The organism is Paenibacillus sp. NPDC093718 (assembly GCF_050279985.1).
GTDB lineage: Bacteria > Bacillota > Bacilli > Paenibacillales > Paenibacillaceae > Paenibacillus_AQ.
This window is the reverse complement of sequence record NZ_JBNNUS010000020.1, coordinates 42,682-63,453: the sequence shown is the minus strand read 5'-3', so window position 1 is coordinate 63,453 and position 20,772 is coordinate 42,682. Positions and strand designations below refer to the sequence as shown.

Here is a 20,772-nt window from a genome sequence, read left to right as displayed (position 1 = left end):
CACGCGTTCCCATACCGAACACGACCGTTAAGCCTTCCAGCGCCGATGGTACTTGGACCGAAGGGTCCCGGGAGAGTAGGACGTCGCCAAGCGAAAAACCACTGTCGATGTAATCGATGGTGGTTTTTATTTGTTTTCATAGAAGTTTTGATGAAGTGCAGATTTAGAGATTGTCCGACTAATGATATATGCTGCAGCGTGATGTCAGCAGCTTCTCTGTTATATAACATGATCCTAAAATTGACGTAAACAGATGAAGATTTTGTTACCGATACCATGCCAAAAATCAGTATAATAGAATTAGGTATAATCGGGAATGTGATTACCGATATGCGCAGGCTGTAGGAAATAAGGCCTGATTGGAAGGTTCTCCATTAACCAACCAACTATGAATACTCATCTGGAGACCGGTTATTGTGGGGGAAGGAGGACAATTACATGTTGTGTAAACGTGGTCTGCATGTGGCAGGGATGATCTGTGCCGTTACGATCGTGTTGATCGGATCCGGATGTGGGGCATCCACAAAACCAAGCTGGGAAACCTTTGACGGCGCGGCGAATGTGAAGTCATTCCCGGTTCCGAAGGAAGCGAATAAAACGGAGCAAACCACAGGCAATAGTGACTTGGATTATGTACGGTATGCGCTTCCGGGCTTAAAGGGAGACGACAGCATTCCTGAAGCCTACCTGGAAGAGATTGAGTCCTGGGGATGGAAGCAGAAGGAAGTTGAAGATAACGGTTCTTCATTAGTATTTGAAAAAGGTAAAAGTATCGTCCACCTATCGGTGCATGACGATTTTCTTATAATCACGGTTCCGTCACAGCTTAAAAAACAAGCCATACAGGGATTGGAAAGCAATAAAGCAACTGAATAAAGACCTCGTTCCGACTTCGGAATGAGGTCTTTATTTAATTTTGAAAGGGGTTTATACAGCTATGTAGTGATGGATGCAGAGCTTCAACATTATTGCAGGTAGTAGGAGATGTCCTGTTCATTCATTTTCAACATGCCATCTTTACGCTGGCCGCTTAGACGCAGCATCGTATAGCCGCGTGGGAGAAGGAGCCAGAGATGCCAGAACAGAAGCGTGATGGCAAAAGGCAGCGGCGACCAGAAGGCCATGGTAACGCTTAAGACAATCCCCACCCAACAGGTATAGAACTGCACCAAATTAAATACGCGACGGCTGACGTGTTGATCCGGTATATAACCAAGCCAAGGCAACCTCAGACGGAAGCGCCAACGTTTCCGGTAGCTTGCTCCTAATAGGATGAGCACGGTATGTCCGACGACATACTGGATCCATAACATAAGCGGGAAGGCGATTAGCAGATAGAGCAGGAAATACGGTGACACCCAAAATGTCCCTGCAGCCGCTGCTAGCCAAGGCAAACTTAAGTAGAGGATGAGCAAGCTTTTGGAAATTTGGATTTTTTTAATTAATCGATAGTGATAAAAGGTGGCTTGACCGTGTGGATCTGCCATTGGGCTATGCCTTCCCCCTTTAAGTAGAAGTAAATTTCGATAGACGAGAAGTTTAAGTCTTTTATGTTTTTATCGGACAAAATCATATTTTTATTAAGCTGAAAAAAAAGTACAGACACAAGGCCACCAAGGGGTACATATACATAAAGCGTAGATCGATATCCTATGAAAAGGTTTAAAATAATAGAAACTGTGTCATACTAATAGGAAAAGGATCAAGGTGGGATGGTTATGGAAGAATTGACCGAACACGTGTGTATCATATGCAATCAGACGAAGACAGAGGGAATCACCATTGTCTCGCAATTCGTATGCGAGGAATGTGAATCCGAAATCGTTCATACCAGTGCGGAAGATGCCAAATATCATTTTTTCATTCGTCAATTAAAACAGATTGCCATGCCGAAAAATGCATAGATGCGGGTACACGCGTCAAATGGGCCTGAATGAAAGGCCTTTTTTTGTTTAGAGGGGACTTTCCGTGCATGGGGACGTAGGCGTAGGTTTCAAATTGCGTTAAAATAGGTTAGAGAATGTAATCCGAAGGGATATGTCGATGACTACACATAGAGAGCGTGCCCCACTTGCAGAAGCTTTAATATGGTATCGAGAACGTGGGGCTTCATCTTTTCATGTACCTGGTCATAAAAATGGCAGGGCATATGCGGAGGAAGGTAACGCTGCGGAGATGCTGCGAGAGGCCATGCGCATTGATGTGACGGAAATTACCGGAACCGATGATTTATTTCATCCTGAAGGCGTTATTCAGGAAGCACAGGAGCTGGCTGCCGATTGTTTTGGTGCAGAGGAAAGCTTCTTCCTGGTAGGGGGAAGTACAGCCGGCAACTTGGCGCTAATTCTGACGGTCTGCCGTGAACCGGGCGATATCGTGCTTGTACAGCGGAACGTACACAAGTCTGTATTGAACGGATTGATGCTGGCGGGTGCAAGGGCGGTGTTTCTTCAGCCAGAGATGGACAAGCCAAGCGGTTTGGCCATTGCTCCATCTGCGGCTACGCTGGCAGCGGCTCTTGAGGCCCACCCTGAGGCGCGGGGGGCGATCGTCACGATGCCGAACTACTACGGGATGGGGAGCGATTTAAGGCCGCTCGCGGAAGCTTGCCATAAGCGCAACATTCCACTGCTGGTGGACGAAGCGCATGGTGCTCATTACGGACAGCACCCCCAGCTGCCGATGAACGCTTTGTCATGCGGGGTGGATGGTGTGGTTCAATCCACGCACAAGATGTTAGCCGCCATGACGATGGGAGCCATGCTGCATGTACAGGGCGGGCTGCTGGATCGAAGCCTGCTGCGCCAGCGGCTGGCCATGGTGCAGAGCTCCAGCCCCTCGTACCCGCTCATGGCTTCGCTGGATCTGGCGCGGCGCCTGCTGCACACGCAGGGCGCAGGCGCCTTCACGGCTGGCCTGGCCGCCGTGGAGACCTTCCGGCGCGGCCTCGCGAAGCTGCCGCGCTTCGGGCTGCTGCAGCCGCCGCAGCCCGGGGGCCACGCCGCGGGCACGGCCGCTGCGGCGTATACCCGCCAGGACCCGTTCAAGGCGGTCATTTATGACCGCACCGGGTCCCTGAGCGGGTATGCACTCCAGCGCGCACTAGAGGCGCGCGGCTGTGTGCCGGAGATGAGCGACGAGCTGCGCGTCGTCTTATTGTTTACGCTGGCATCGACTCGGGAAGATGCGAATCACGTCTTATGGGCTCTTGTGCATATTGTAGAGCAGGGGGAGAAGACAGAAGGGATCGGAACCGAACCAGGCACTACGGCAGAGAGCACGGAATTACTGATCCGGACATTGCGGGATCAGGGGGATTTCATGAGGTATGAGCCGCGAGTGGCCCGCGAGAATATGGACTCCAATCATTTCGATGATGATGCTAACTTGTTAACTGAAGCCAGACTAGTCTCTGATGTTTCCACGTGGAACAATTTGCCCGCAGAGATGCCTTATTCGGTCCCAATTCCTTTCTCACTCAAGCCGATTGACAGGGAGAGGTTGGAATCGGTGCCGTTAGCGAAGAGCGCTGGGCGAAAGGCGGCGGAGATGGTTATTCCCTATCCGCCAGGCATACCGATCTTATACCCTGGCGAAGACATCTCAGTGAGAATGGAGCAGAGGCTCCTGGCATTAAGGAATGCAGGGGCCAAATGCCAGGGGATATCCGACCCAACGCTGCAAACCATTGTCGTTTATAAGGAAACGTGAAGAAAGGGACTCCACTATACGTTGGTGTATATACCAGGGCGTATAACTTCGAGATCCACGATCAACAAATGATGAAAGCAGGATACGCTATGAATAATCGCAGACCACTATTTATTACCATCGAAGGAGGAGACGGATCGGGTAAAACGACCATGATGGGCAGACTCGCTGCCTTTATGCAGAACCATTCAATTCCGTATCTGATTACACGCGAGCCCGGCGGCATTGAGATTGCGGAGAAGATCCGCTCCATTATTCTCGATCCGGAGCATACCGCGATGGATGCACGGACCGAAGCATTGTTGTATGCGGCAGCCCGCCGCCAGCATCTTGTGGAGAAGGTAGAGCCGGCTCTGAACCAGGGCTTGACGGTACTGTGTGACCGGTTCGTGGACAGCAGTCTGGTTTACCAGGGATATGCACGCGGACTGGGCATGGAGGAGGTATGGAACATCAATCAATTTGCGATTGATACCCGCATGCCGGATCTAACGCTGTTGTTCGATGTGGAGCCGAAGATTGGCATGTCTCGGATCACGGCAAATGCAGAACGGGAAATGAATCGTCTGGATATGGAGACCATGGCATTTCACGAGAAAGTTAGGGAAGGCTATCTATTGGTAGCAGAGCGTAATCCGAATCGAATTCGCATTGTGGATGCTTCCAAAACGCCGACTCAGGTGGAAAGAGAAATGATTCGTCACTTGGAAGACGCGATATTAAAGGATTTTTGAGATTGTTTGTCAAATAAGTACTGTTAAGGACATACGATGTCCAAATAAACAAGGAGGGTTTACCATGAAATTGATAGTTGCGATTGTCCAGGATAAAGATAGCAACCGTCTCTCCGCCGCATTGGTCAAAGCTAATTTTCGGGCAACAAAGCTTGCAAGTACAGGCGGCTTCCTGAAGGCGGGGAACACCACCTTTATGATCGGGGTAGACGATTCACAGGTTGAAAGTGTGCTCAGTGTCATTCGCACAAGCTGTAAAGTTCGTGAACAGCTGGTCACCCCGGTAACCCCTATGAGTGGTACAACCGATTCCTACTTGCCGCTTCCGGTCGAAGTGCAGGTTGGTGGCGCAACCGTGTTTGTTCTCCCTGTAGAACGATTCGAGCATTTCTAAATTCATTTTCTGGATCTGCGATAGATACGTAACGGATGTTTTTATTGGGATATTTGACGGCTGTGTTCTCCTGTAACCAAAGTCTTCTGAACCACTTCTGTATCATAATAAAAATAGTTACCGTAGATCGCCGCACTCGGGAGATGATCTTAATTAGATGGATGATTTAAATGAAATCCGGATAATCGACCGATTTATCGATAATTGTCAGCGAATCGCTTGACAAGCAATCCATTTCAAGGTACGTTCACGTGAGGCACAGGTTTGTTCGAAATGAACGTACCGGATGCCTCCGTTTTATTAGATGCAAGAAATAACGCAATAGGCGGTGGATTCAGGTGAAGATCAATCCGGGCTTTCGGCCCTTGAAAAGTGAACTCACGGTGCCGGATGGCAACGCCAGACCGATTCAGAAGCGATCGTTCTCGGATATGATGCAGCAGCAGGGAGAGCGTGCGACCCATGAAGAGCTGAGTCGTCAAATGCGTGAAATTGCAATGCAAGGAGATCGATTGGCTAAGGCGATGACCGTTCGAGAGCTCAAAGCGTATAAATTGATGGTTCGCCGATTCCTGGAGGAAACGGTACGTCGCGGTGTGAAAATGAAGGAAACGCGCGGCTGGGACCGCCGGGGGCGCGGAAAGCGTTATAATGTAATCGATGAAGTTGATTCTGCGTTGCTCGCGATGGCGGACGAACTGCTGGATACGGAGCAGGGGAGAATTGATCTGCTGAACCGAGTTGGTGAAATTCGAGGCATGCTGATCAATCTTGTATTCTAGCTGCAAAAAGCAAGGAAGCGTATCGTGATTCATGACGGCTCCATCATCGAGGAGGATCATGAAGGATTGATAGAAAGTGAGGACTTATGTCTTTTAATGATATCGTAGGTCAAGAGACTGCGAAGCAACTGCTGCAAAATGCCTTGCGCCGTAATGCGGTCAGTCATGCCTATCTGTTTAGCGGCCCTCATGGTGCCGGACAGATGCAGACGGCGCTTATGTTTGCCAAGGCTTTGTTTTGTACGGAACTTGAAGACGATGCCTGCGGTCAATGTTTGGAATGCCGCAAGGTAGATCATGGAAACCATCCCGATCTTACGTTGGTTGAGCCTGATGGAGCCAGCATTAAGATCGATCAGATTCGCGATCTTCAGCGTATATTCTCCTATCGATCGGAGAATCGCAATCCTAAGGTTTATATCATTGACCGGGCGGAGAAGATGACCACGCAGGCAGCCAACAGCCTGCTGAAATTTCTGGAGGAACCCCAGGCGCCGGCTGTAGCGATTCTGATTGCCGAGAACGGACAAGCCCTTTTGCCCACCATTCAATCGAGATCCCAGCAGGTTCCATTCCGGGCTTTAGACTCGCAGATGATGGAGAAGGTTCTTGTGGGGGAAGGTTATCCTGCCGCACTTGTACGCTGCGCAGTTCACCTTTCATCAGGACTTGACGAGTGCAGGAAAATATTGAGTGAGAATTGGTTTGCAGAAATTAGAAACGTAGTGTTACAATTAGGGAAGGAGTCTTTGAACCGCAGCGGCTCAGCGATCATCACAGCGAGTCAAAAAGTGTTCAAAACCGAACTCTCAGATCATCTGGACCTATTGTTCAGTATGTTTCATTTATGGTTTAAGGACATGATCCATGTCCAGTATGGAAGGAAAGAGTCTCTCGTTTTCATAGATCAGGCAGAGTATATCTCTGGTCATGCATCAGCCCGCAGCACAGCACAGTGGGTGTCATACATGGATTTGGCCGCAGAGTGTCAGAAGAAGTTACGCTATAATGTCAATGGACAGCTCAGTTTAGAGCAGTTATTGATGGGTTTGGGCGGTAACACTCCGGCGTGAGAAGACCCCCAGGCCCGCAGAATGGCCATTATGTACAGGCACAAGGGGGTTTATTTTTGTACAGTGTAGTAGGTGTCCGCTTTAAGAAGGCGGGCAAAATATATTACTTTGATCCGCTCGACCTGCCCGTGGAGAAGGAACAGTCCGTCATTGTGGAAACCGCGAGAGGCATTGAGTATGGTCAAGTTGTGATAGGAAAGAAGGAGGTCGGTGAATCAGACGTTGTCCTTCCGCTCAAGAAGGTCATTCGGATCGCTGGTGATTCGGATGCCCGTGTGGTTGAAGAAAACAAACAAGCGGCTAAGGAAGCATTCACCACCTGTTTAAATAAAATTCGGGATCACGAACTGAAAATGAAGCTGGTTGATGTAGAATTTACGTTTGACCGCAACAAAATCATTTTCTACTTCACGGCGGAAGGCCGTGTGGATTTCCGTGAGCTGGTCAAGGATCTGGCCAGTATATTCCGTACAAGAATCGAACTTCGCCAGATTGGAGTTCGCGATGAAGCGAAAATGCTCGGCGGTCTTGGACCTTGCGGACGCGTACTGTGCTGTTCCTCATGGCTTGGCGATTTTGAGCCGGTATCGATCAAGATGGCAAAGGATCAAAGCCTATCGCTCAATCCGACTAAAATTTCCGGGCTATGTGGAAGATTGATGTGCTGCCTGAAGTTTGAGCATGATAATTATGAAAGCGTGAAAGAAGAGCTTCCATCCGCTGGGAAAATGGTCGTTACTTCGCTTGGAGAAGGCAAAGTAGTCGGACTGAATGCGGATAAGCGGACGGTTCATGTTCAGCTGTTTGAAATTGGTAAGGTGAAGGAACTTCCAATGGATGACGTTGTCATCAAATAGTCCAATAGAATGTTTATTTTCGGGGTGTAGACTTGGAGAAGAAAAACATTTTTGTGCTCATTCAAGAGTTGGAAACACAGATGGGACATATACACAGTGAACTGGGTGGACTTAAGCTGGTCATCAAGGAACTGCTGGAAGAGAACCATCGCCTCAGTCTTGAAAATGAACAGCTCCGGAAAATTTTAAAGCGGGAAGTCAATCCGGCAGAATTGGAAAACCCAGTGGCTTTACAACCTCAGCCTCATGTGAAGGATGAGGAACATGAAGATGTGGTCGGCGAGGGATATGATAACCTGGCTCGGCTGTATCATGAAGGCTTCCACATCTGCAATGTCTATTACGGACATCTGCGGACGGAAGGGGATTGCCTGTTCTGCTTATCTTTTTTGAATAAATAAGAAGCCGTAGGAGAAACTGCCTACGGTTTTTTTCTAGAATGGAAAGGTTATACTGTAAGGATCGCGATTGAAAAAATACCATACGGCTGCTTGTCATGCAATGTGAAGAGCAGCCTTTTATGTATTTCATTTTATCAGGTACTATGTAGAGAGCCGATACACCAGAAGAGCGTGTTTGGAATTATGGAGATAAAGGGTTGAAACTATGAAATTGAAAGAAGTGTTATTGCAACCATCCGAGCGGATTGATGATCTGCTTACCCATGAGCTTGGCATCATCCAGAGTGAGGAGGTATTCAGCTTTTCCATGGATGCCGTCCTGCTCGCCAGGTTTGCCAGCATTCCGCGCAGGGGCCGTATTTTGGATATGTGCACGGGAAACGGAGTTGTTCCGATCCTGCTGTCAACACGTACAGGCGCGCCGATCGAGGGGATTGAGATTCAGCCCAGACTTGCAGACATGGCCAGACGGAGCGTTGAGATGAATGATCTCCAGGATCAGATCACGATTCATGAGGGAGATCTGCGGGAACTGTACAAGGAAAAAGGGTATGGAGCGTACGACCTGATTACGGTTAACCCGCCTTATATGCCGATGAATGGCAGTGACTTGAAGCTGAATGAGCACCAGGCGATTGCCAGGCATGAAATTCACTGTACGCTTGAGGAAGTAATTGAATCCTGTGCAAGGCTGCTTCGCCAAGGCGGGAAGATGAGCATGGTCCACAAGCCCCTGCGGCTGGCAGAAATCATTACGCTGATGAGCAAATACCGGATTGAGCCCAAAGTCATCCGCTTTGTCCATCCGCGCGTGAATATGGAAGCGAACATGGTGCTTATCGAGGGGATTCGGGACGGGAAGCCTGAGGTTCGGCTGAAGCCTCCGCTGATCGTGTATGATGAGCAAGGAAACTACGGACCGGATTTTATGGAAATTTACTACGGAACACATAAGGATGAGACGAACGAATGAGAAATCTTGTACAGCAAAGTTATGCCGACCAGGGAGAGGGAAGCCCGGGTTCTCTGTATTTGGTGGCAACGCCGATCGGTAATTTGGAGGATATGACCTATCGCGCCGTGCGCATCCTTCAGGAATGCGATATTATCGCGGCAGAGGATACGAGGCAGTCACGCAAGCTGCTGACCCATTTTGAAATTCCGGCTAAGCCGCTGTTTAGTTATCACGAGCATAATAAGGCGGCCAGCGGGCCTGAAATCATACGTTATATAATAGAAGGAAAAAATGTGGCACTCGTCAGCGACGCCGGTCTGCCGGCGATTTCCGACCCTGGCAGTGATCTGGTTTCACTTGCGATTGAAGCGGGGATTTCAGTCATTCCGATCCCGGGGGCCAATGCCGCTCTTTCCGCCTTAATCGTGTCGGGTTTGCCGACCGAACGGTTTACGTTTATCGGCTTTTTGCCGCGGGAGCGTAAAGATATCGTCCAGCAGCTGCAAGCTTTGCAATCGGCGCAGGGAACGTTATTATTTTATGAATCTCCGCATCGTGTGAAAAAGACCCTGGAGATCTTGCAGGAGGTACTGGGAAATCGGAAGGTGGCCTTGGCTCGCGAACTGACCAAGCGCTACGAGGAATTCTTGCGCGGAAGCATCTCCGAATGCCTGGACTGGCTCACGGTGCATCCGCCGCTGGGAGAATATTGTTTGGTGGTTGAAGCCGGCAGTGCAGAAGAGGAGCTTAAAGAGAAAAATGCCTGGTGGCAGGAGCTTTCGCTCGAGGAGCATGTGGAACATTATGAGCGGGAAGGACTAAGCCGCAAGGATGCCATGAAAAAAACCGCGAGTGATCGCGGTGTATCGAAGCGGGATATATATAACGCACTCCTGACGGAGTCGTGATCCTGCATAACTTGGCGCAGAGGATAATAAAACAGCCCCACATAGTGGGGCATGCTTCGCTGAAAACTTATAAATTCTTTAATATCAAAAAAAGACCCTCCTGCGGCCGGGTTCATAGCCGAGGAAGGCACCAAGGAGATATGAAAAAGGTTAGAATTAACAAAATGTAATAATGCTATTATATACTAAAAATCTTAATTTGTCACAGGTGTAGGGATTTCCGAGATACATTCATGGCAAACAATTTTACCTTTGAAGTAAGTGACATTCTCAGCGTTACCACAGAAGATGCAGGCAGGCTCATATTTCTTAAGCATGATGCGCTCGCCGTCTACATAAATCTCCAATGCATCTTTCTCACCAATTCCGAGCGTACGGCGTAACTCAATTGGAATGACGACCCGTCCAAGCTCATCGACTTTCCTTACAATTCCTGTTGATTTCATCATAACTTATAAATGCCCCTCTCGCCATAATTTAAAAAAGTCATAATTCGACATAGTTCTAGTTTTTATGTTATTTATAGTACCAACGATTCCCAAAACAGTCAACCTATATTTTTGAAAAATCGGAACCTTTTACGAAAGTATAGTGAACAAAACCCTTGTATAGCAACGTAACTACCATAATCGAACCAATTTTTGCTGCGATTTTCTATTTGTCGATTTGGAAAGCGTGATTTTACCATATTCGACATTGTTCGACATTAGATGTCAAAAGAAGTGTTTATCGGCAAAAACCCAAATCAAAACGATAAGGAGTTGAGATGGAATGCATTCACCAATTTCGGAAGAAAAAGTGTTTAAGGATCCCGTCCACAATTATATTCATGTGCAAGACGATATCATATGGCGATTAATCGATACCCCGGAATTCCAGCGGCTCCGCCGGGTGAGACAGCTTGGGACTTCATTTCTGACCTTTCACGGGGCCGAACACAGCCGATTCTCTCATTCACTGGGAGTCTATGAAATTACGAGAAGAATCATCTCTCAATTCGAACGAAGGGGGTACTCCGATTGGCCTGCTGAGGAAAGGCAAGTTGCCCTCTGCGCGGCCCTGCTGCATGATTTGGGGCATGGGCCTTTTTCTCATTCTATAGAAGAAGCTTTTCATATGAATCACGAGGATTGGACATGCCGGATCCTGCTTGGGGATACTTGCGTTAATCAGGTACTGCGGGAGCTCGGAGCGGATTTCCCCGAGAAAGTGGCTTCGGTTATTAACAAAACCTACGACAAGCCGATTGTGATTAACCTGGTCACTAGTCCGCTGGATGCAGACCGGATGGATTATTTGTTAAGGGATGCGTATTATACGGGAGTCAATTACGGAACGATTGATATTGACCGGATCTTGCGGATGCTGCGGCCGTACCGGGATCGGGTCGTCGTGAAGGAATCGGGTATGCATGCCGTAGAGGATTACCTAATGTCAAGGTATCAGATGTACTGGCAGGTGTACTTTCATCCCGTCACCCGAAGCTCCGAAATCATCCTGCGCCAAATCTTCCGCCGGGCCAAGGAACTGCATGACCGTGGATATGCTTTCCGATTCATGATCGATCCGCTTCCTGCGTTGTTTTCGGGGGATATCGGGGTGAATCAATATCTGCGCCTTGATGAAGCTCTGATCCAAACGGCCTTTCTGCAATGGACGGAAGAGGAAGATCCGCTTCTTAGCGAATTATGCGGCCGTTTCATGCACCGAAAGCTCTACAAATATGTAGAAATCGACAACATCGATCTGGAGACCATCGACGGGATACGCCACGCATTCAATGCCGTGGGACTGCATCCGGAATATGACCTGGAGATTGATTTTCCAACGGATCTTCCTTATGATAAGGTTCATTCCGATATGCCGCTTAACGAGAAGCAAATCCTGCTTCTGGATCGGCATGATGAGCTGAAGGAAATCTCGGAGGTATCCGATATTGTACGCTCGATCAGCGGCATTCATAAAGGACGGTACCATCTTTATTATCCGGAGGAGAAGGTAAGTCCGCTGCTGGCTCAAATGCCGGAGAAGATAGCCAGTGTTTTCAAACAACAACATTAACCTAGATGGAATACAGAAACGCTTGGTTTACCTGCAAATTTACCCAGCTAATGGAAGATATACGACACAGAAACGACAGGAAGGAGAGTGTGGATTTTATGTTATTCGACACGCACACTCATATGGATGCTGCCCAATTCGACGAAGACCGGGAAGAGGCAATCCAGCGGGCGCTCGAAGCCGGCGTGACCCGGATGATTAATATTGGATTTAACCGGGAGACGATTCCGACTACGATGAAGCTGGCAGAAACCTATAATTTTATATATGCAGCGGTGGGCTGGCATCCTGTAGACGCCATTAGCATGGAGGATCAGGACCTGGATTGGATCGCCTCTTTGTGCAGTCATGAGAAAGTGGTGGCTATAGGAGAGATCGGTTTGGACTATTATTGGGATACGTCTCCGAAAGAAGTTCAGCACCGAGTGCTTCGGCGTCAGATCGGACTGGCCCGGGAATTGAACATGCCGATTGTCATTCATAATCGGGATGCGCATGAAGATATCGTGAGAATTTTGCGCGAGGAAAAAGCCTCCGAGGTGGGCGGTGTCATGCATTCTTTCTCCGGAAGCTGGGAAACGGCCAAAATGTGTCTCGATATGGGATTCCATATTTCGTTTGGCGGGCCGATTACCTTCAAAAATGCAAAGCAGCCCAAAGAGGTTTTGGCGCAGGTTCCGCTTGATCGATTATTGATCGAAACTGACTCCCCTTACCTGACACCTCATCCCTTCCGCGGGAAACGAAATGAGACCGCATATGTAAAATTAGTGGCGGAGGCGGCAGCCGAAATTAGAGGGTTGTCCTATGAGGAATTGGCCCAAATTACCACCCAAAATGCGCTGGAACGATTTGGTATTTAGCGAAAACGAGAGCAAAAGCGATGAAAAAGGGAGCATTTTCGATTAATTAAAGTTTTTTAATCAGAAAAGGCGTTGATATTACAATATTTTAACCTTTTACATGAGAAAATGTGGTTGAATGTTGCTTTACAACCTGCATACAAACAGGATATCATCTTTTCAGTGATAAGAAGCTGCGATGTGCAGATCGCGGCCGAATATTTCATGAACCGTCTCGCTTAATCTCTGAAATTCTGGAGAACGGGGGAACCGATACCGCCGTGCATACTGGTCTGAATGCGCGCAGCTGTATTTGATTTCTTTTTCGGGTCTTTGGGGTGAATTTGAAGGATCTCGCCATGAGCGGGTATCCGGATCTAGGGCGTCTCTCTTACGTCCGAACCCGACAGCTAACTCCGTAAGCGAAATAAGAGGGGAATTCTCGTGCATACCATTTCCATGATTCTAATCATCAGGAAGCCACGTTAGAGCCTCTAGTACTCTTTCAATGGCTTTCTTTTATTTTTGAATAATGGAGAGGGGATCATCATACTCTTGGTAAACAAGGGGTGGTGGTACATGGACGGAAAGACGGGAATTGACGCAGGGTGTAGATAGATAGCAGGGCGCCTTGTGAGAAAAATTGCTATAGTCACGTCAAATGCATTCATGCGTTTACCTAGACGGCGGGACTATGAAGGAGGATGGAATAGTGGGCATTTTTCAACCTGAAGAAACCCATGAATCACAATCATCCAGCATGTCTTACGCATTGAGATGGAAGCATGACAATTTGCGTCAACTGATGTTGCTCGGTGCCATGGGTGCCGTTACGGTATCACTTCTCATATCGTTGGTCGTACATGATCAGGCAGGCAAGGAGGTTCAGCTTGTCGTCGATGGTCGTGTCACCACAGTTGAAACACGTGGATCATTGCTGCAGGAATTGCTGGATGAGCAAGCGATCACGTTGAGTCCTCAGGATCAGATTTCGATGCCTTTAAACGGCGCGATCCAGGATGGAGACCGGATCATCATTGACCGGGCAATTCCAGTCAAAGTTACAGTAGGCAGCACAACCAAAACCATATTTACATCCCAGGATACGGTTGATCATGTACTTAAAGAGGCTGGTATTACGATCCAGGGTGAAGATATAGTACAACCGGCACAGAACACGAAGCTGACCAGCAATATGAATATCGATGTCGTTCGCGTCACGAAGCAAAAAGTTAAGGAGACGGAAGATCGGGATTTCCGTGTGATCAAAACAGCCGACCCATCGCTTGAGAGAGGCGATAACCGCGTTATTCAGCGGGGCGAGCCTGGTCTCATGGTGAACCATTATGAGAAGGTCTACCACAATGGCAAGCTGGTTTCCAAGACGAAGGTCTCCCAAGAAATTGAACGCAGAACGAAGGATAAAATCATTGCCGTTGGCACGAAAAAAGTGGAGAAGCCTGTCATCGTTCAGGCGGCAGCCACCGATGTAAAGGCTACACCGGCTAAATTGTCCGGTACGAAAAAAGTAACGACCGCCAAGGCTGTCGAGAACAACGTGGTTTCTCGGGCAGGCGTTGATTTTAAATACAGCAAGGTATTGAACAACGTGTCGATGACGGCGTATTCCGCTGAGCAGCAGGGTATCGGTACACGCACTGCATCCGGCACACGCGTTACAGAAGGGCGCACCATCGCCGTTGATCCTAACATCATCCCGATCGGCTGGTGGGTCTATATCGAAGGCATTGGCTTCCGTCGTGCAGAAGATACGGGCGGTGCCATCAAAGGCAACAAAATCGATGTTTATTATGATTCACTGAAATCGGCCATAAATTTCGGCCGGAAGAGCGGCCGCACCGTTTACGTGATCGGTCCGGTTAAACCTGAATTGAACTAGACGCATGAATTCCAATTTACAATACCATTCTAATGCTATACTATTTAGCTTATAATATATAATGATGAAGAAGAGGGAATATTTCCTCTTCTTTTGTTTTGTTAAGAACGGAGTATATAGGGCTAAGATGGTGGAACCTAGAGGTTGTACAAGCCTGTTTTCTTGGGAAGGAAGAGAACAAACGCATGATTAAAGAAGTGATTGTAGTGGAAGGCAGAGACGATACCGTTGCCATTAAACGGGCCGTAGAAGCGGATACGATCGAAACGGGCGGCTCAGCGATCAATAAACAAATCCTGAAACGCATAGCGCTTGCTCAGGAGCGCAGAGGCGTTATTATATTAACGGATCCTGACCATGCAGGGGAGCGGATCCGCAAAATTGTGGATCAGGGTGTCCCTGGCTGCAAGCATGCCTTTATTCCGGAAGCGGATGCTACCCGCAAAGGGGATATCGGCGTGGAGAATGCCTCGCCAGAAGCGATACGGCGTGCGCTGGAGCGGGTCCATACCTCCTTTGAGGGTGGAGAGAGCCTAATCAGTCTGGAGGACATGCTGGAGGCTGGATTATCAGCCCACCCGGAGGCGGCTGCAAGGCGTATGACGATGGGAAACCTGCTCGGGATCGGATATTGCAACAGCAAGCAATTCCATAAACGATTGGCCATGTTTCAAATATCGCGGGAAGAATTTCTGGCCGCGCTTGCACAGCTGGAAGAAGGGGGCGTAAGCCAATGAATCGGATCGAGGATATATCAACACCAAGACGGACGAAGGAGATCATCTCACGGCATGGATTCTCCTTCAAGAAGAGTCTGGGTCAAAACTTTCTCATCGATCAGAATATATTGTATAAAATCGTGGAGGCTGCAGGACTGGATGAAGATAAGGGAGCGCTTGAGATCGGGCCTGGGATCGGTGCGTTAACCGAGAAGCTGGCACAGACGGCAGGAACTGTCACCGCGGTCGAAATTGATCAGCGCCTGATTCCCATCCTGCGGGAGGTCCTGGAGCCCTATGAGAATGTGAAGGTGCATCATGGGGATGTCCTGAAGGTGGATCTTCACGAACTGTTCCGTCAGGATTTTGCGGGCGTATCGAAGGTAAGTGTGGTTGCGAATCTGCCGTATTATGTGACGACGCCGATTCTCATGAAGCTGCTGGAGGAGAAGCTGCCGCTGGAGAATATCGTGGTGATGATTCAGAAAGAAGTGGCAGAGCGGATGGCGGCGGCACCGGGAAGCAAGGATTACGGCAGCCTTAGCATTGCCGTTCAATATTACAGTGAGCCTAAGCTGGTCTGTATTGTGCCGCATACGGTGTTTATCCCGCAGCCGAATGTCGCTTCGGCAGTTATTCGCTTGGCGGTCCGGGAACAGCCTCCTGTCAGCGTAGAAAACGAAGGCTTCTTCTTCGAGGTGGTCCAGGCCTCTTTCGCCCAGCGGAGGAAGACGATTGCCAATAATCTGAAGAGCCGGTTCTTTCCGGGAGAAGGCCGTGAACGGCTGGAGCAGCTGCTGCAGGAGGCGGGCATCGAGCCTTCACGGCGCGGTGAGACCCTTAGTATTGAGGAGTATGCCCGGCTTAGCAACATATTGTACAACGCGGATATTCGTTAATACGGCCATTAGAGCGTCCATAGACCCGCGGAAGGTCTCGACCCGATAAATTGATGTTTCCAAGAACCAATAGTCACAGTGGCCCATACCATAGGGTAGGGGTGATGTTGTGATGAACTTGGGAGACTTGGTCGTTCGTAAATCCTACGGCGGCGATGTAACGTTCCGGGTAGAAGGCATGCGGCAAAATAACAATATCGTCATCAAAGGGACGGAATTCCGGTTACTGGCCGATGCTCCCGTTGATGATCTGGTCACGGTCCCGCATCCCACCTTAAGCGAACGAACAAAGCAGGCACAGATCAAAGCCAATGAGTCGCTGGACCGCCTGCAGAAGCACAGACAGGAGCAGAGCGAGCGTCAACTGGCCAGCCTGCGCAATATCGAAGGCGGCCAGCTTGCGGATAAAGGATATTTTGACGTGCCGGGCAAAGTGCTGCATTTGGATGGGGATCCCCAATACCTGAAGAAGAGTTTGACCTTGTACAATCAGCTTCGGGTCCCAGCGGAAGGCCATTATATCAATGAGTCGGGGATGGCCGATTCATTATATCGTCTTCTTCCGCGGGTAAGACCTGATATCGTGGTAATTACGGGTCATGATGGAGTTCTGAAGAGACGACAGCCATACGATTTATATAGCCTGGACAGCTATAAGAATTCACACAACTTTGTCACGGCCATTCAGGTGGCACGTCAATATGAGCGGAATCTGGATTCCCTAGTCATTGTGGCCGGGGCGTGCCAATCGCATTTTGAAGCGCTGCTGCAGGCGGGAGCCAATTTTGCCAGCTCGCCGGGGCGAATCCTCATTCATGCGCTGGATCCCGTCTACGTCGCCGCCAAGGCAGCCTATACGTCGGTCAGGGATACCGTGAACATTCATGATGTTGTACATCATACGATCAGCGGCAGCCAGGGCGTGGGCGGAATCGAGACGAGAGGCAGCTACCGGATCGGTCTGCCCAAGCTGCAGGATTTGTCCACATTGAAGGTTACGCCTTCGGTGAGTTAGGCACATTCTGTGTTCTGAAAGAGGCTTATCGGCCGTTGAAGAAAGACCCGAGCAGAACCCCACAAGCTGGGGTTCTTTATTTTTTGTTTCAATTCTTTAAGAAAGTTGTCAAAAAAAATACATAAAGCTTGTCAATTTAGCACATATTAAAGCAAATGCACACGAGAAATACAGGGTCAAAAAAAATACGTTGACAATATATTTTTGATGCTGATATAATTAATGTTTTTGAATTGACAAATGACTGAATCTTTTGTATAATGGACAAGGAAAGAGGTGGTCGTCGACAATGGCTAAAAACGCGCTGTTGGAAATCAAACGCAGTCTCGATGCCCATTTAGGGCAAAAAATTACGCTTCGGGCTAACGGTGGCCGTCGGAAGACCGTCGAGCGTACTGGTGTTTTGGAAGAAACGTACCCTTCTGTTTTCATTGTGAAGCTGGATCAAGACCAGCAAACTTTTAAACGTGTGTCCTACAGTTATGCCGATATTCTGACCGAAACCGTGGAAATCATGGTAACCGGTGATGACAACGAGATGCGAATCACCTATATCAAGTCATAACGATATGTCATGAGAGAGCAGTCTCCACTTACAGGGAGGCTGTTTTTTGTTGCCATCGAACCGGGGAGAATGACAAGCGGAAGTTGAACACATACTAAGGCTGCGCGAGGCCTTCTTTATCCGTTCCATATGCGGTGATGGAGGTTAAGTTTGCAGGGGGGGCGTAAAAGGCCACTGCATCGCGCCGGATGCTGTTCATGCCATACTCAATACATTTTCCAAGGAGGCGGGATTGATGAGCAGGAGAAGACGAAGCATTATGTCCGATCAATTGAAGACCGAATTGGCTAAGGAATTGGGATTCTACGATACCGTGGAAAAAGAAGGCTGGGGAGGCATTAAGGCCAAGGATGCCGGCAACATGGTAAAACGGGCGATTGAGCTCGCGGAGCGGGCAGCCCGCAAATCCGATCTGTAAGAGAAAGACCATAACGCGGCAGGGGCTTCCGGTTAAGCGGAAGCCCCTGTTTGTTTACCTACATCAAACGGTCCCATGACTTCAAAGCCTGAGTTTGTTAATATAGAGGCATTAGATGTTTTTCCTCGAATATGTTAAGTTCAAGCATATGGGAAAAGCTAAGGATAGGTGAACGTTCTTGAAAATATACGAAAAAGCACCGGCCAAAATCAACTTGATGCTGGATGTACTTCATAAACGTCCTGACGGCTTTCATGAGGTAGAGATGGTCATGACGATGATCGACCTCGCCGATCGGCTCGAAATGTCCGAACAGAAGCGGGACACCATCATCATCACCTCGCAGGCAGGGTACATACCGCTGGACGAGAAGAATTTGGCCTTTCAGGCAGCAAGACTAATTAAAGAGCGCTACGACGTGAGACAGGGTGTACATATTCACTTGGACAAAAAAATCCCCGTTGCGGCGGGACTCGCAGGAGGCAGCAGTGATGCAGCGGCAACACTGCGAGGCTTGAACCGCCTCTGGGGACTGGGTATCCCCCAGGAGGAGCTGCTCGCGCTGGGCGCAGAGCTCGGCTCGGATGTGCCGTTCTGCGTAACGGGCGGCACCGCACTGGCTACGGGGCGCGGCGAGGTACTCACGCCGATCCCGAATCCGCCGCAGTGCTGGGTGATCGTGGCGAAGCCGCCGATCAATGTGTCGACGGCGGAAGTGTACGGCCGTTTGCGCAGCGAGCAGATTCAGCGCCATCCATCGGCAGAGCGCATGGTAGAGGCGCTTACGCAAGGCAGCTTCCAGCAAATGTGCCAATCGCTGGGTAACGTGCTGGAGGAGGTTACCTTGAAGATGCACCCGGAAGTTCAGCAGCTGAAGGAAGGAATGCTGAAATTGGGAGCTGACGGCGCGCTCATGTCCGGAAGCGGTCCTACGGTCTTCGGCCTGGTCTCCAAGGAATCCAAGGTAGCCCGGATTTACAATGGCCTGCGGGGATTCTGCAAGGAAGTGTATGCCGTTCGCCTGCTGACTTAGAAACGGTTATGTTTGACAATTCGGGGTCGAATTTCAAACAAAGTTGTATAAATACGTACAAAGGTGTTATATTTAACATATAATATTCGGATTTAGCGAGGAACCCTAGGTGAAAAAATTAAAACGAAGCGAACGATTGGTCGATATGACCCAATATTTACTATCTAAACCGCATACGCTGATTCCGCTGACGACGTTCGCCGAGCGATATGGAGCAGCCAAGTCATCCATTAGTGAGGATTTGGCGATTATTAAGGACGTGTTCGAGAGCGAGGGACTCGGAGAGCTTCAGACCCTGGCCGGCGCAGCGGGAGGTGTCAGATACATTCCGAAGCTGCGCAAAGATCATGCCTTGCGGTTTGCGGAGGAGCTGTGCCAGCAGCTTCAGCAATCGGATCGGATTTTGCCGGGCGGATATTTGTACATGTCAGATCTGCTCGGACAACCTTCGCTGATGAACGAGGCGGGCAAGATCATTGCCACGGCGTTCGCCGACCGGGATATCGATGTAGTCATGACCGTGGAAACCAAAGGGATTCCGCTGGCCTATGCGACAGCGGCCCAATTGAACCTGCCGGTCGTACTAGTTCGCCGGGACCATCAAGTGACGGAAGGGTCGGCCGTAAGCATCAATTATGTATCGGGATCGCACAAGAGCATCCATACCATGTCATTATCCCGCCGGGCGCTCAAGGAACGCTCCCGCGTACTGATCGTGGATGATTTTATGAAGGCAGGCGGGACCATTCAGGGCATGGTTGATCTGCTGGGTGAATTTAATGCTGAAGTCGCAGGTGTCGGTGTGCTGGTAGAGTCGGGAGCGGTGGAAACCGAGGAAAGACTTCTGGAGGACTATATTTCACTGGCCATCTTAAGCGATGTGGACTCCAAAACGAAGAGAATTACCGTCAACCCTGGTAATTATTTCGAAAAATAGAGTTGCGATATTTGTCGAGATAATAGCGTTTTCATTCGAATTAGCCCGAAGTCTGTCGAAAATATCACATTCTAAAAAAAATTCCTGTTTTTAGGACATTTTGTATTAGAAAAAAGAAGGATTTCTGGTTTGCTGTGTGGAATTATACACCAAGTCTCTGATGGAAAAAGGTGGTGAACACATATGCAAATTACGGATGTCAGACTCCGCCGTGTTAACTCTGAGGGGAGAATGAAGGCAATCGCATCCATTACCATCGATAATGAATTTGTCGTTCACGACATTCGCGTCATCGACGGAAACAATGGAATGTTTGTTGCAATGCCGAGCAAACGCACTCCTGATGGAGAATTCCGCGACATTGCCCATCCCATTTCTTCCGGTACTCGCGAGAAAATTCAATCGGCTGTATTGGCCGAGTATGAGCGAGCGGCTACTGAAGAAGAAGTGATTGAAGAAGGCGCTTAAGATTTACAATTGGGGTTCAAGGAAAAGAGAGCCATACCTGTGGCTCTCTTTTCTTTTTTTGTAGAATGATATATATTCAGTAGTGAGTTCAAGAGGAGGA

Annotated in this window: 24 protein-coding genes, 1 rRNA gene and 1 riboswitch; of the genes, 23 read left to right on the top strand and 2 right to left on the bottom strand. The window is 49.0% G+C overall.

Annotation, left to right across the window (positions count from 1 at the left end):
* Together rrf and ACQKPA_RS32225 are read left to right on the top strand one after the other, a co-directional pair.
* Positions 1-92, top strand: a 5S ribosomal RNA gene (gene rrf, locus ACQKPA_RS32230); the annotation flags it as partial.
* 346 nt (positions 93-438) lie between these two features.
* Positions 439-876: a hypothetical protein gene (locus ACQKPA_RS32225; protein WP_427496349.1), complete on the top strand. Its 438-nt coding sequence runs from the start codon at positions 439-441 to the stop codon at positions 874-876.
* Positions 877-965: 89 nt separating this feature from the next.
* Here ACQKPA_RS32225 and ACQKPA_RS32220 read toward each other — a convergent pair whose 3' ends face one another.
* Complete coding sequence (locus ACQKPA_RS32220; protein ID WP_427496348.1) at positions 966-1,487, bottom strand: hypothetical protein; 522 nt, start codon at positions 1,485-1,487, stop codon at positions 966-968.
* 231 nt (positions 1,488-1,718) lie between these two features.
* Between ACQKPA_RS32220 and ACQKPA_RS32215 the strand changes: the two genes are divergently transcribed.
* The 10 genes from ACQKPA_RS32215 (at position 1,719) to rsmI (ending at position 9,815) form a co-directional block, all read left to right on the top strand.
* The gene (locus ACQKPA_RS32215; protein ID WP_071221101.1) at positions 1,719-1,904 is read left to right on the top strand and encodes a sigma factor G inhibitor Gin; all 186 of its coding nucleotides are present in this window, start codon (positions 1,719-1,721) and stop codon (positions 1,902-1,904) included.
* A gap of 139 nt (positions 1,905-2,043) precedes the next feature.
* Positions 2,044-3,711: an aminotransferase class I/II-fold pyridoxal phosphate-dependent enzyme gene (locus ACQKPA_RS32210; protein ID WP_427496347.1), complete on the top strand. Its 1,668-nt coding sequence runs from the start codon at positions 2,044-2,046 to the stop codon at positions 3,709-3,711.
* 89 nt (positions 3,712-3,800) lie between these two features.
* Positions 3,801-4,445 carry a dTMP kinase gene (gene tmk / locus ACQKPA_RS32205; protein ID WP_427496346.1) on the top strand — a complete coding sequence of 215 codons (645 nt, stop codon included), beginning with the start codon at positions 3,801-3,803 and terminating at the stop codon, positions 4,443-4,445.
* A 64-nt stretch (positions 4,446-4,509) separates the two neighbouring features.
* The gene (locus ACQKPA_RS32200; RefSeq protein WP_006207400.1) at positions 4,510-4,839 is read left to right on the top strand and encodes a cyclic-di-AMP receptor; all 330 of its coding nucleotides are present in this window, start codon (positions 4,510-4,512) and stop codon (positions 4,837-4,839) included.
* 338 nt (positions 4,840-5,177) lie between these two features.
* On the top strand, positions 5,178-5,621 hold the full coding sequence (locus ACQKPA_RS32195; protein ID WP_427496345.1) for a YaaR family protein: 444 nt from the start codon (positions 5,178-5,180) through the stop codon (positions 5,619-5,621).
* Positions 5,622-5,707: 86 nt separating this feature from the next.
* Positions 5,708-6,694 carry a DNA polymerase III subunit delta' gene (gene holB / locus ACQKPA_RS32190; protein WP_427496344.1) on the top strand — a complete coding sequence of 329 codons (987 nt, stop codon included), beginning with the start codon at positions 5,708-5,710 and terminating at the stop codon, positions 6,692-6,694.
* Positions 6,695-6,750: 56 nt separating this feature from the next.
* Positions 6,751-7,551 (top strand): PSP1 domain-containing protein, encoded by an 801-nt coding sequence (locus ACQKPA_RS32185; protein ID WP_427496343.1) that lies wholly within the window; start codon positions 6,751-6,753, stop codon positions 7,549-7,551.
* A 32-nt stretch (positions 7,552-7,583) separates the two neighbouring features.
* A complete protein-coding gene (yabA, locus tag ACQKPA_RS32180; protein WP_009591928.1) occupies positions 7,584-7,952 on the top strand; it encodes a DNA replication initiation control protein YabA in 369 nt (122 codons plus the stop codon).
* Positions 7,953-8,157: 205 nt separating this feature from the next.
* Positions 8,158-8,925: a tRNA1(Val) (adenine(37)-N6)-methyltransferase gene (locus ACQKPA_RS32175; RefSeq protein WP_194540289.1), complete on the top strand. Its 768-nt coding sequence runs from the start codon at positions 8,158-8,160 to the stop codon at positions 8,923-8,925.
* The gene (gene rsmI / locus ACQKPA_RS32170; RefSeq protein ID WP_427496342.1) at positions 8,922-9,815 is read left to right on the top strand and encodes a 16S rRNA (cytidine(1402)-2'-O)-methyltransferase; all 894 of its coding nucleotides are present in this window, start codon (positions 8,922-8,924) and stop codon (positions 9,813-9,815) included. The genes ACQKPA_RS32175 and rsmI overlap by 4 nt, the downstream gene beginning before the upstream one ends.
* A gap of 194 nt (positions 9,816-10,009) precedes the next feature.
* Here the strand turns inward: rsmI and ACQKPA_RS32165 are convergent, their stop codons facing one another.
* Positions 10,010-10,264 (bottom strand): AbrB/MazE/SpoVT family DNA-binding domain-containing protein, encoded by a 255-nt coding sequence (locus ACQKPA_RS32165; protein WP_006207408.1) that lies wholly within the window; start codon positions 10,262-10,264, stop codon positions 10,010-10,012.
* Positions 10,265-10,586: 322 nt separating this feature from the next.
* Here ACQKPA_RS32165 and ACQKPA_RS32160 point away from each other — a divergent pair, with 322 nt between their 5' ends.
* From ACQKPA_RS32160 to spoVG, 11 genes are all read left to right on the top strand, one after another.
* Positions 10,587-11,876: an HD domain-containing protein gene (locus ACQKPA_RS32160; RefSeq protein WP_427496341.1), complete on the top strand. Its 1,290-nt coding sequence runs from the start codon at positions 10,587-10,589 to the stop codon at positions 11,874-11,876.
* Positions 11,877-11,974: 98 nt separating this feature from the next.
* Entirely contained in the window at positions 11,975-12,739 is a 765-nt protein-coding gene (locus tag ACQKPA_RS32155; protein WP_427496351.1) for a TatD family hydrolase, read from the top strand.
* 205 nt (positions 12,740-12,944) lie between these two features.
* Positions 12,945-13,159, top strand: a riboswitch (cyclic di-AMP (ydaO/yuaA leader).
* 271 nt (positions 13,160-13,430) lie between these two features.
* Positions 13,431-14,618 (top strand): G5 domain-containing protein, encoded by a 1,188-nt coding sequence (locus ACQKPA_RS32150; protein ID WP_427496340.1) that lies wholly within the window; start codon positions 13,431-13,433, stop codon positions 14,616-14,618.
* A gap of 185 nt (positions 14,619-14,803) precedes the next feature.
* Positions 14,804-15,355 carry a ribonuclease M5 gene (rnmV, locus tag ACQKPA_RS32145; RefSeq protein WP_098741214.1) on the top strand — a complete coding sequence of 184 codons (552 nt, stop codon included), beginning with the start codon at positions 14,804-14,806 and terminating at the stop codon, positions 15,353-15,355.
* Positions 15,352-16,236 (top strand): 16S rRNA (adenine(1518)-N(6)/adenine(1519)-N(6))-dimethyltransferase RsmA, encoded by an 885-nt coding sequence (gene rsmA, locus ACQKPA_RS32140; RefSeq protein WP_427496339.1) that lies wholly within the window; start codon positions 15,352-15,354, stop codon positions 16,234-16,236. Before rnmV ends, rsmA begins: the two co-directional genes overlap by 4 nt.
* A gap of 112 nt (positions 16,237-16,348) precedes the next feature.
* A complete protein-coding gene (yabG, locus tag ACQKPA_RS32135; protein ID WP_071221088.1) occupies positions 16,349-17,251 on the top strand; it encodes a sporulation peptidase YabG in 903 nt (300 codons plus the stop codon).
* A 289-nt stretch (positions 17,252-17,540) separates the two neighbouring features.
* Complete coding sequence (gene veg / locus ACQKPA_RS32130; RefSeq protein ID WP_006207415.1) at positions 17,541-17,816, top strand: biofilm formation stimulator Veg; 276 nt, start codon at positions 17,541-17,543, stop codon at positions 17,814-17,816.
* Positions 17,817-18,051: 235 nt separating this feature from the next.
* Positions 18,052-18,234: a small, acid-soluble spore protein, alpha/beta type gene (locus tag ACQKPA_RS32125; RefSeq protein ID WP_009591920.1), complete on the top strand. Its 183-nt coding sequence runs from the start codon at positions 18,052-18,054 to the stop codon at positions 18,232-18,234.
* A gap of 178 nt (positions 18,235-18,412) precedes the next feature.
* Positions 18,413-19,267 carry a 4-(cytidine 5'-diphospho)-2-C-methyl-D-erythritol kinase gene (ispE, locus tag ACQKPA_RS32120; RefSeq protein ID WP_427496338.1) on the top strand — a complete coding sequence of 285 codons (855 nt, stop codon included), beginning with the start codon at positions 18,413-18,415 and terminating at the stop codon, positions 19,265-19,267.
* A 109-nt stretch (positions 19,268-19,376) separates the two neighbouring features.
* Positions 19,377-20,204 carry a pur operon repressor gene (gene purR / locus ACQKPA_RS32115; protein WP_071221086.1) on the top strand — a complete coding sequence of 276 codons (828 nt, stop codon included), beginning with the start codon at positions 19,377-19,379 and terminating at the stop codon, positions 20,202-20,204.
* Positions 20,205-20,387: 183 nt separating this feature from the next.
* A complete protein-coding gene (gene spoVG, locus ACQKPA_RS32110) occupies positions 20,388-20,672 on the top strand; it encodes a septation regulator SpoVG (RefSeq protein ID WP_006207419.1) in 285 nt (94 codons plus the stop codon).
* Positions 20,673-20,772: the final 100 nt, after the last annotated feature.

Excerpts from the sequence above, each read along its gene's own strand:
- ACQKPA_RS32210 (WP_427496347.1), top strand. The coding sequence starts at position 2,044 with ATGACTACACATAGAGAGCGTGCCCCACTTGCAGAAGCTTTAATATGG.
- ACQKPA_RS32220 (WP_427496348.1), bottom strand. The coding sequence starts at position 1,487 with ATGGCAGATCCACACGGTCAAGCCACCTTTTATCACTATCGATTAATT.
- ACQKPA_RS32175 (WP_194540289.1), top strand. The coding sequence starts at position 8,158 with ATGAAATTGAAAGAAGTGTTATTGCAACCATCCGAGCGGATTGATGAT.
- spoVG (WP_006207419.1), top strand. The coding sequence starts at position 20,388 with ATGCAAATTACGGATGTCAGACTCCGCCGTGTTAACTCTGAGGGGAGA.
- rsmA (WP_427496339.1), top strand. The coding sequence starts at position 15,352 with ATGAATCGGATCGAGGATATATCAACACCAAGACGGACGAAGGAGATC.
- ACQKPA_RS32160 (WP_427496341.1), top strand. The coding sequence starts at position 10,587 with ATGCATTCACCAATTTCGGAAGAAAAAGTGTTTAAGGATCCCGTCCAC.
- ACQKPA_RS32165 (WP_006207408.1), bottom strand. The coding sequence starts at position 10,264 with ATGATGAAATCAACAGGAATTGTAAGGAAAGTCGATGAGCTTGGACGG.
- yabG (WP_071221088.1), top strand. The coding sequence starts at position 16,349 with ATGAACTTGGGAGACTTGGTCGTTCGTAAATCCTACGGCGGCGATGTA.
- holB (WP_427496344.1), top strand. The coding sequence starts at position 5,708 with ATGTCTTTTAATGATATCGTAGGTCAAGAGACTGCGAAGCAACTGCTG.
- ACQKPA_RS32225 (WP_427496349.1), top strand. The coding sequence starts at position 439 with ATGTTGTGTAAACGTGGTCTGCATGTGGCAGGGATGATCTGTGCCGTT.
- ACQKPA_RS32215 (WP_071221101.1), top strand. The coding sequence starts at position 1,719 with ATGGAAGAATTGACCGAACACGTGTGTATCATATGCAATCAGACGAAG.
- ACQKPA_RS32200 (WP_006207400.1), top strand. The coding sequence starts at position 4,510 with ATGAAATTGATAGTTGCGATTGTCCAGGATAAAGATAGCAACCGTCTC.
- ACQKPA_RS32125 (WP_009591920.1), top strand. The coding sequence starts at position 18,052 with ATGAGCAGGAGAAGACGAAGCATTATGTCCGATCAATTGAAGACCGAA.
- rnmV (WP_098741214.1), top strand. The coding sequence starts at position 14,804 with ATGATTAAAGAAGTGATTGTAGTGGAAGGCAGAGACGATACCGTTGCC.
- tmk (WP_427496346.1), top strand. The coding sequence starts at position 3,801 with ATGAATAATCGCAGACCACTATTTATTACCATCGAAGGAGGAGACGGA.
- veg (WP_006207415.1), top strand. The coding sequence starts at position 17,541 with ATGGCTAAAAACGCGCTGTTGGAAATCAAACGCAGTCTCGATGCCCAT.
- rsmI (WP_427496342.1), top strand. The coding sequence starts at position 8,922 with ATGAGAAATCTTGTACAGCAAAGTTATGCCGACCAGGGAGAGGGAAGC.
- ACQKPA_RS32155 (WP_427496351.1), top strand. The coding sequence starts at position 11,975 with ATGTTATTCGACACGCACACTCATATGGATGCTGCCCAATTCGACGAA.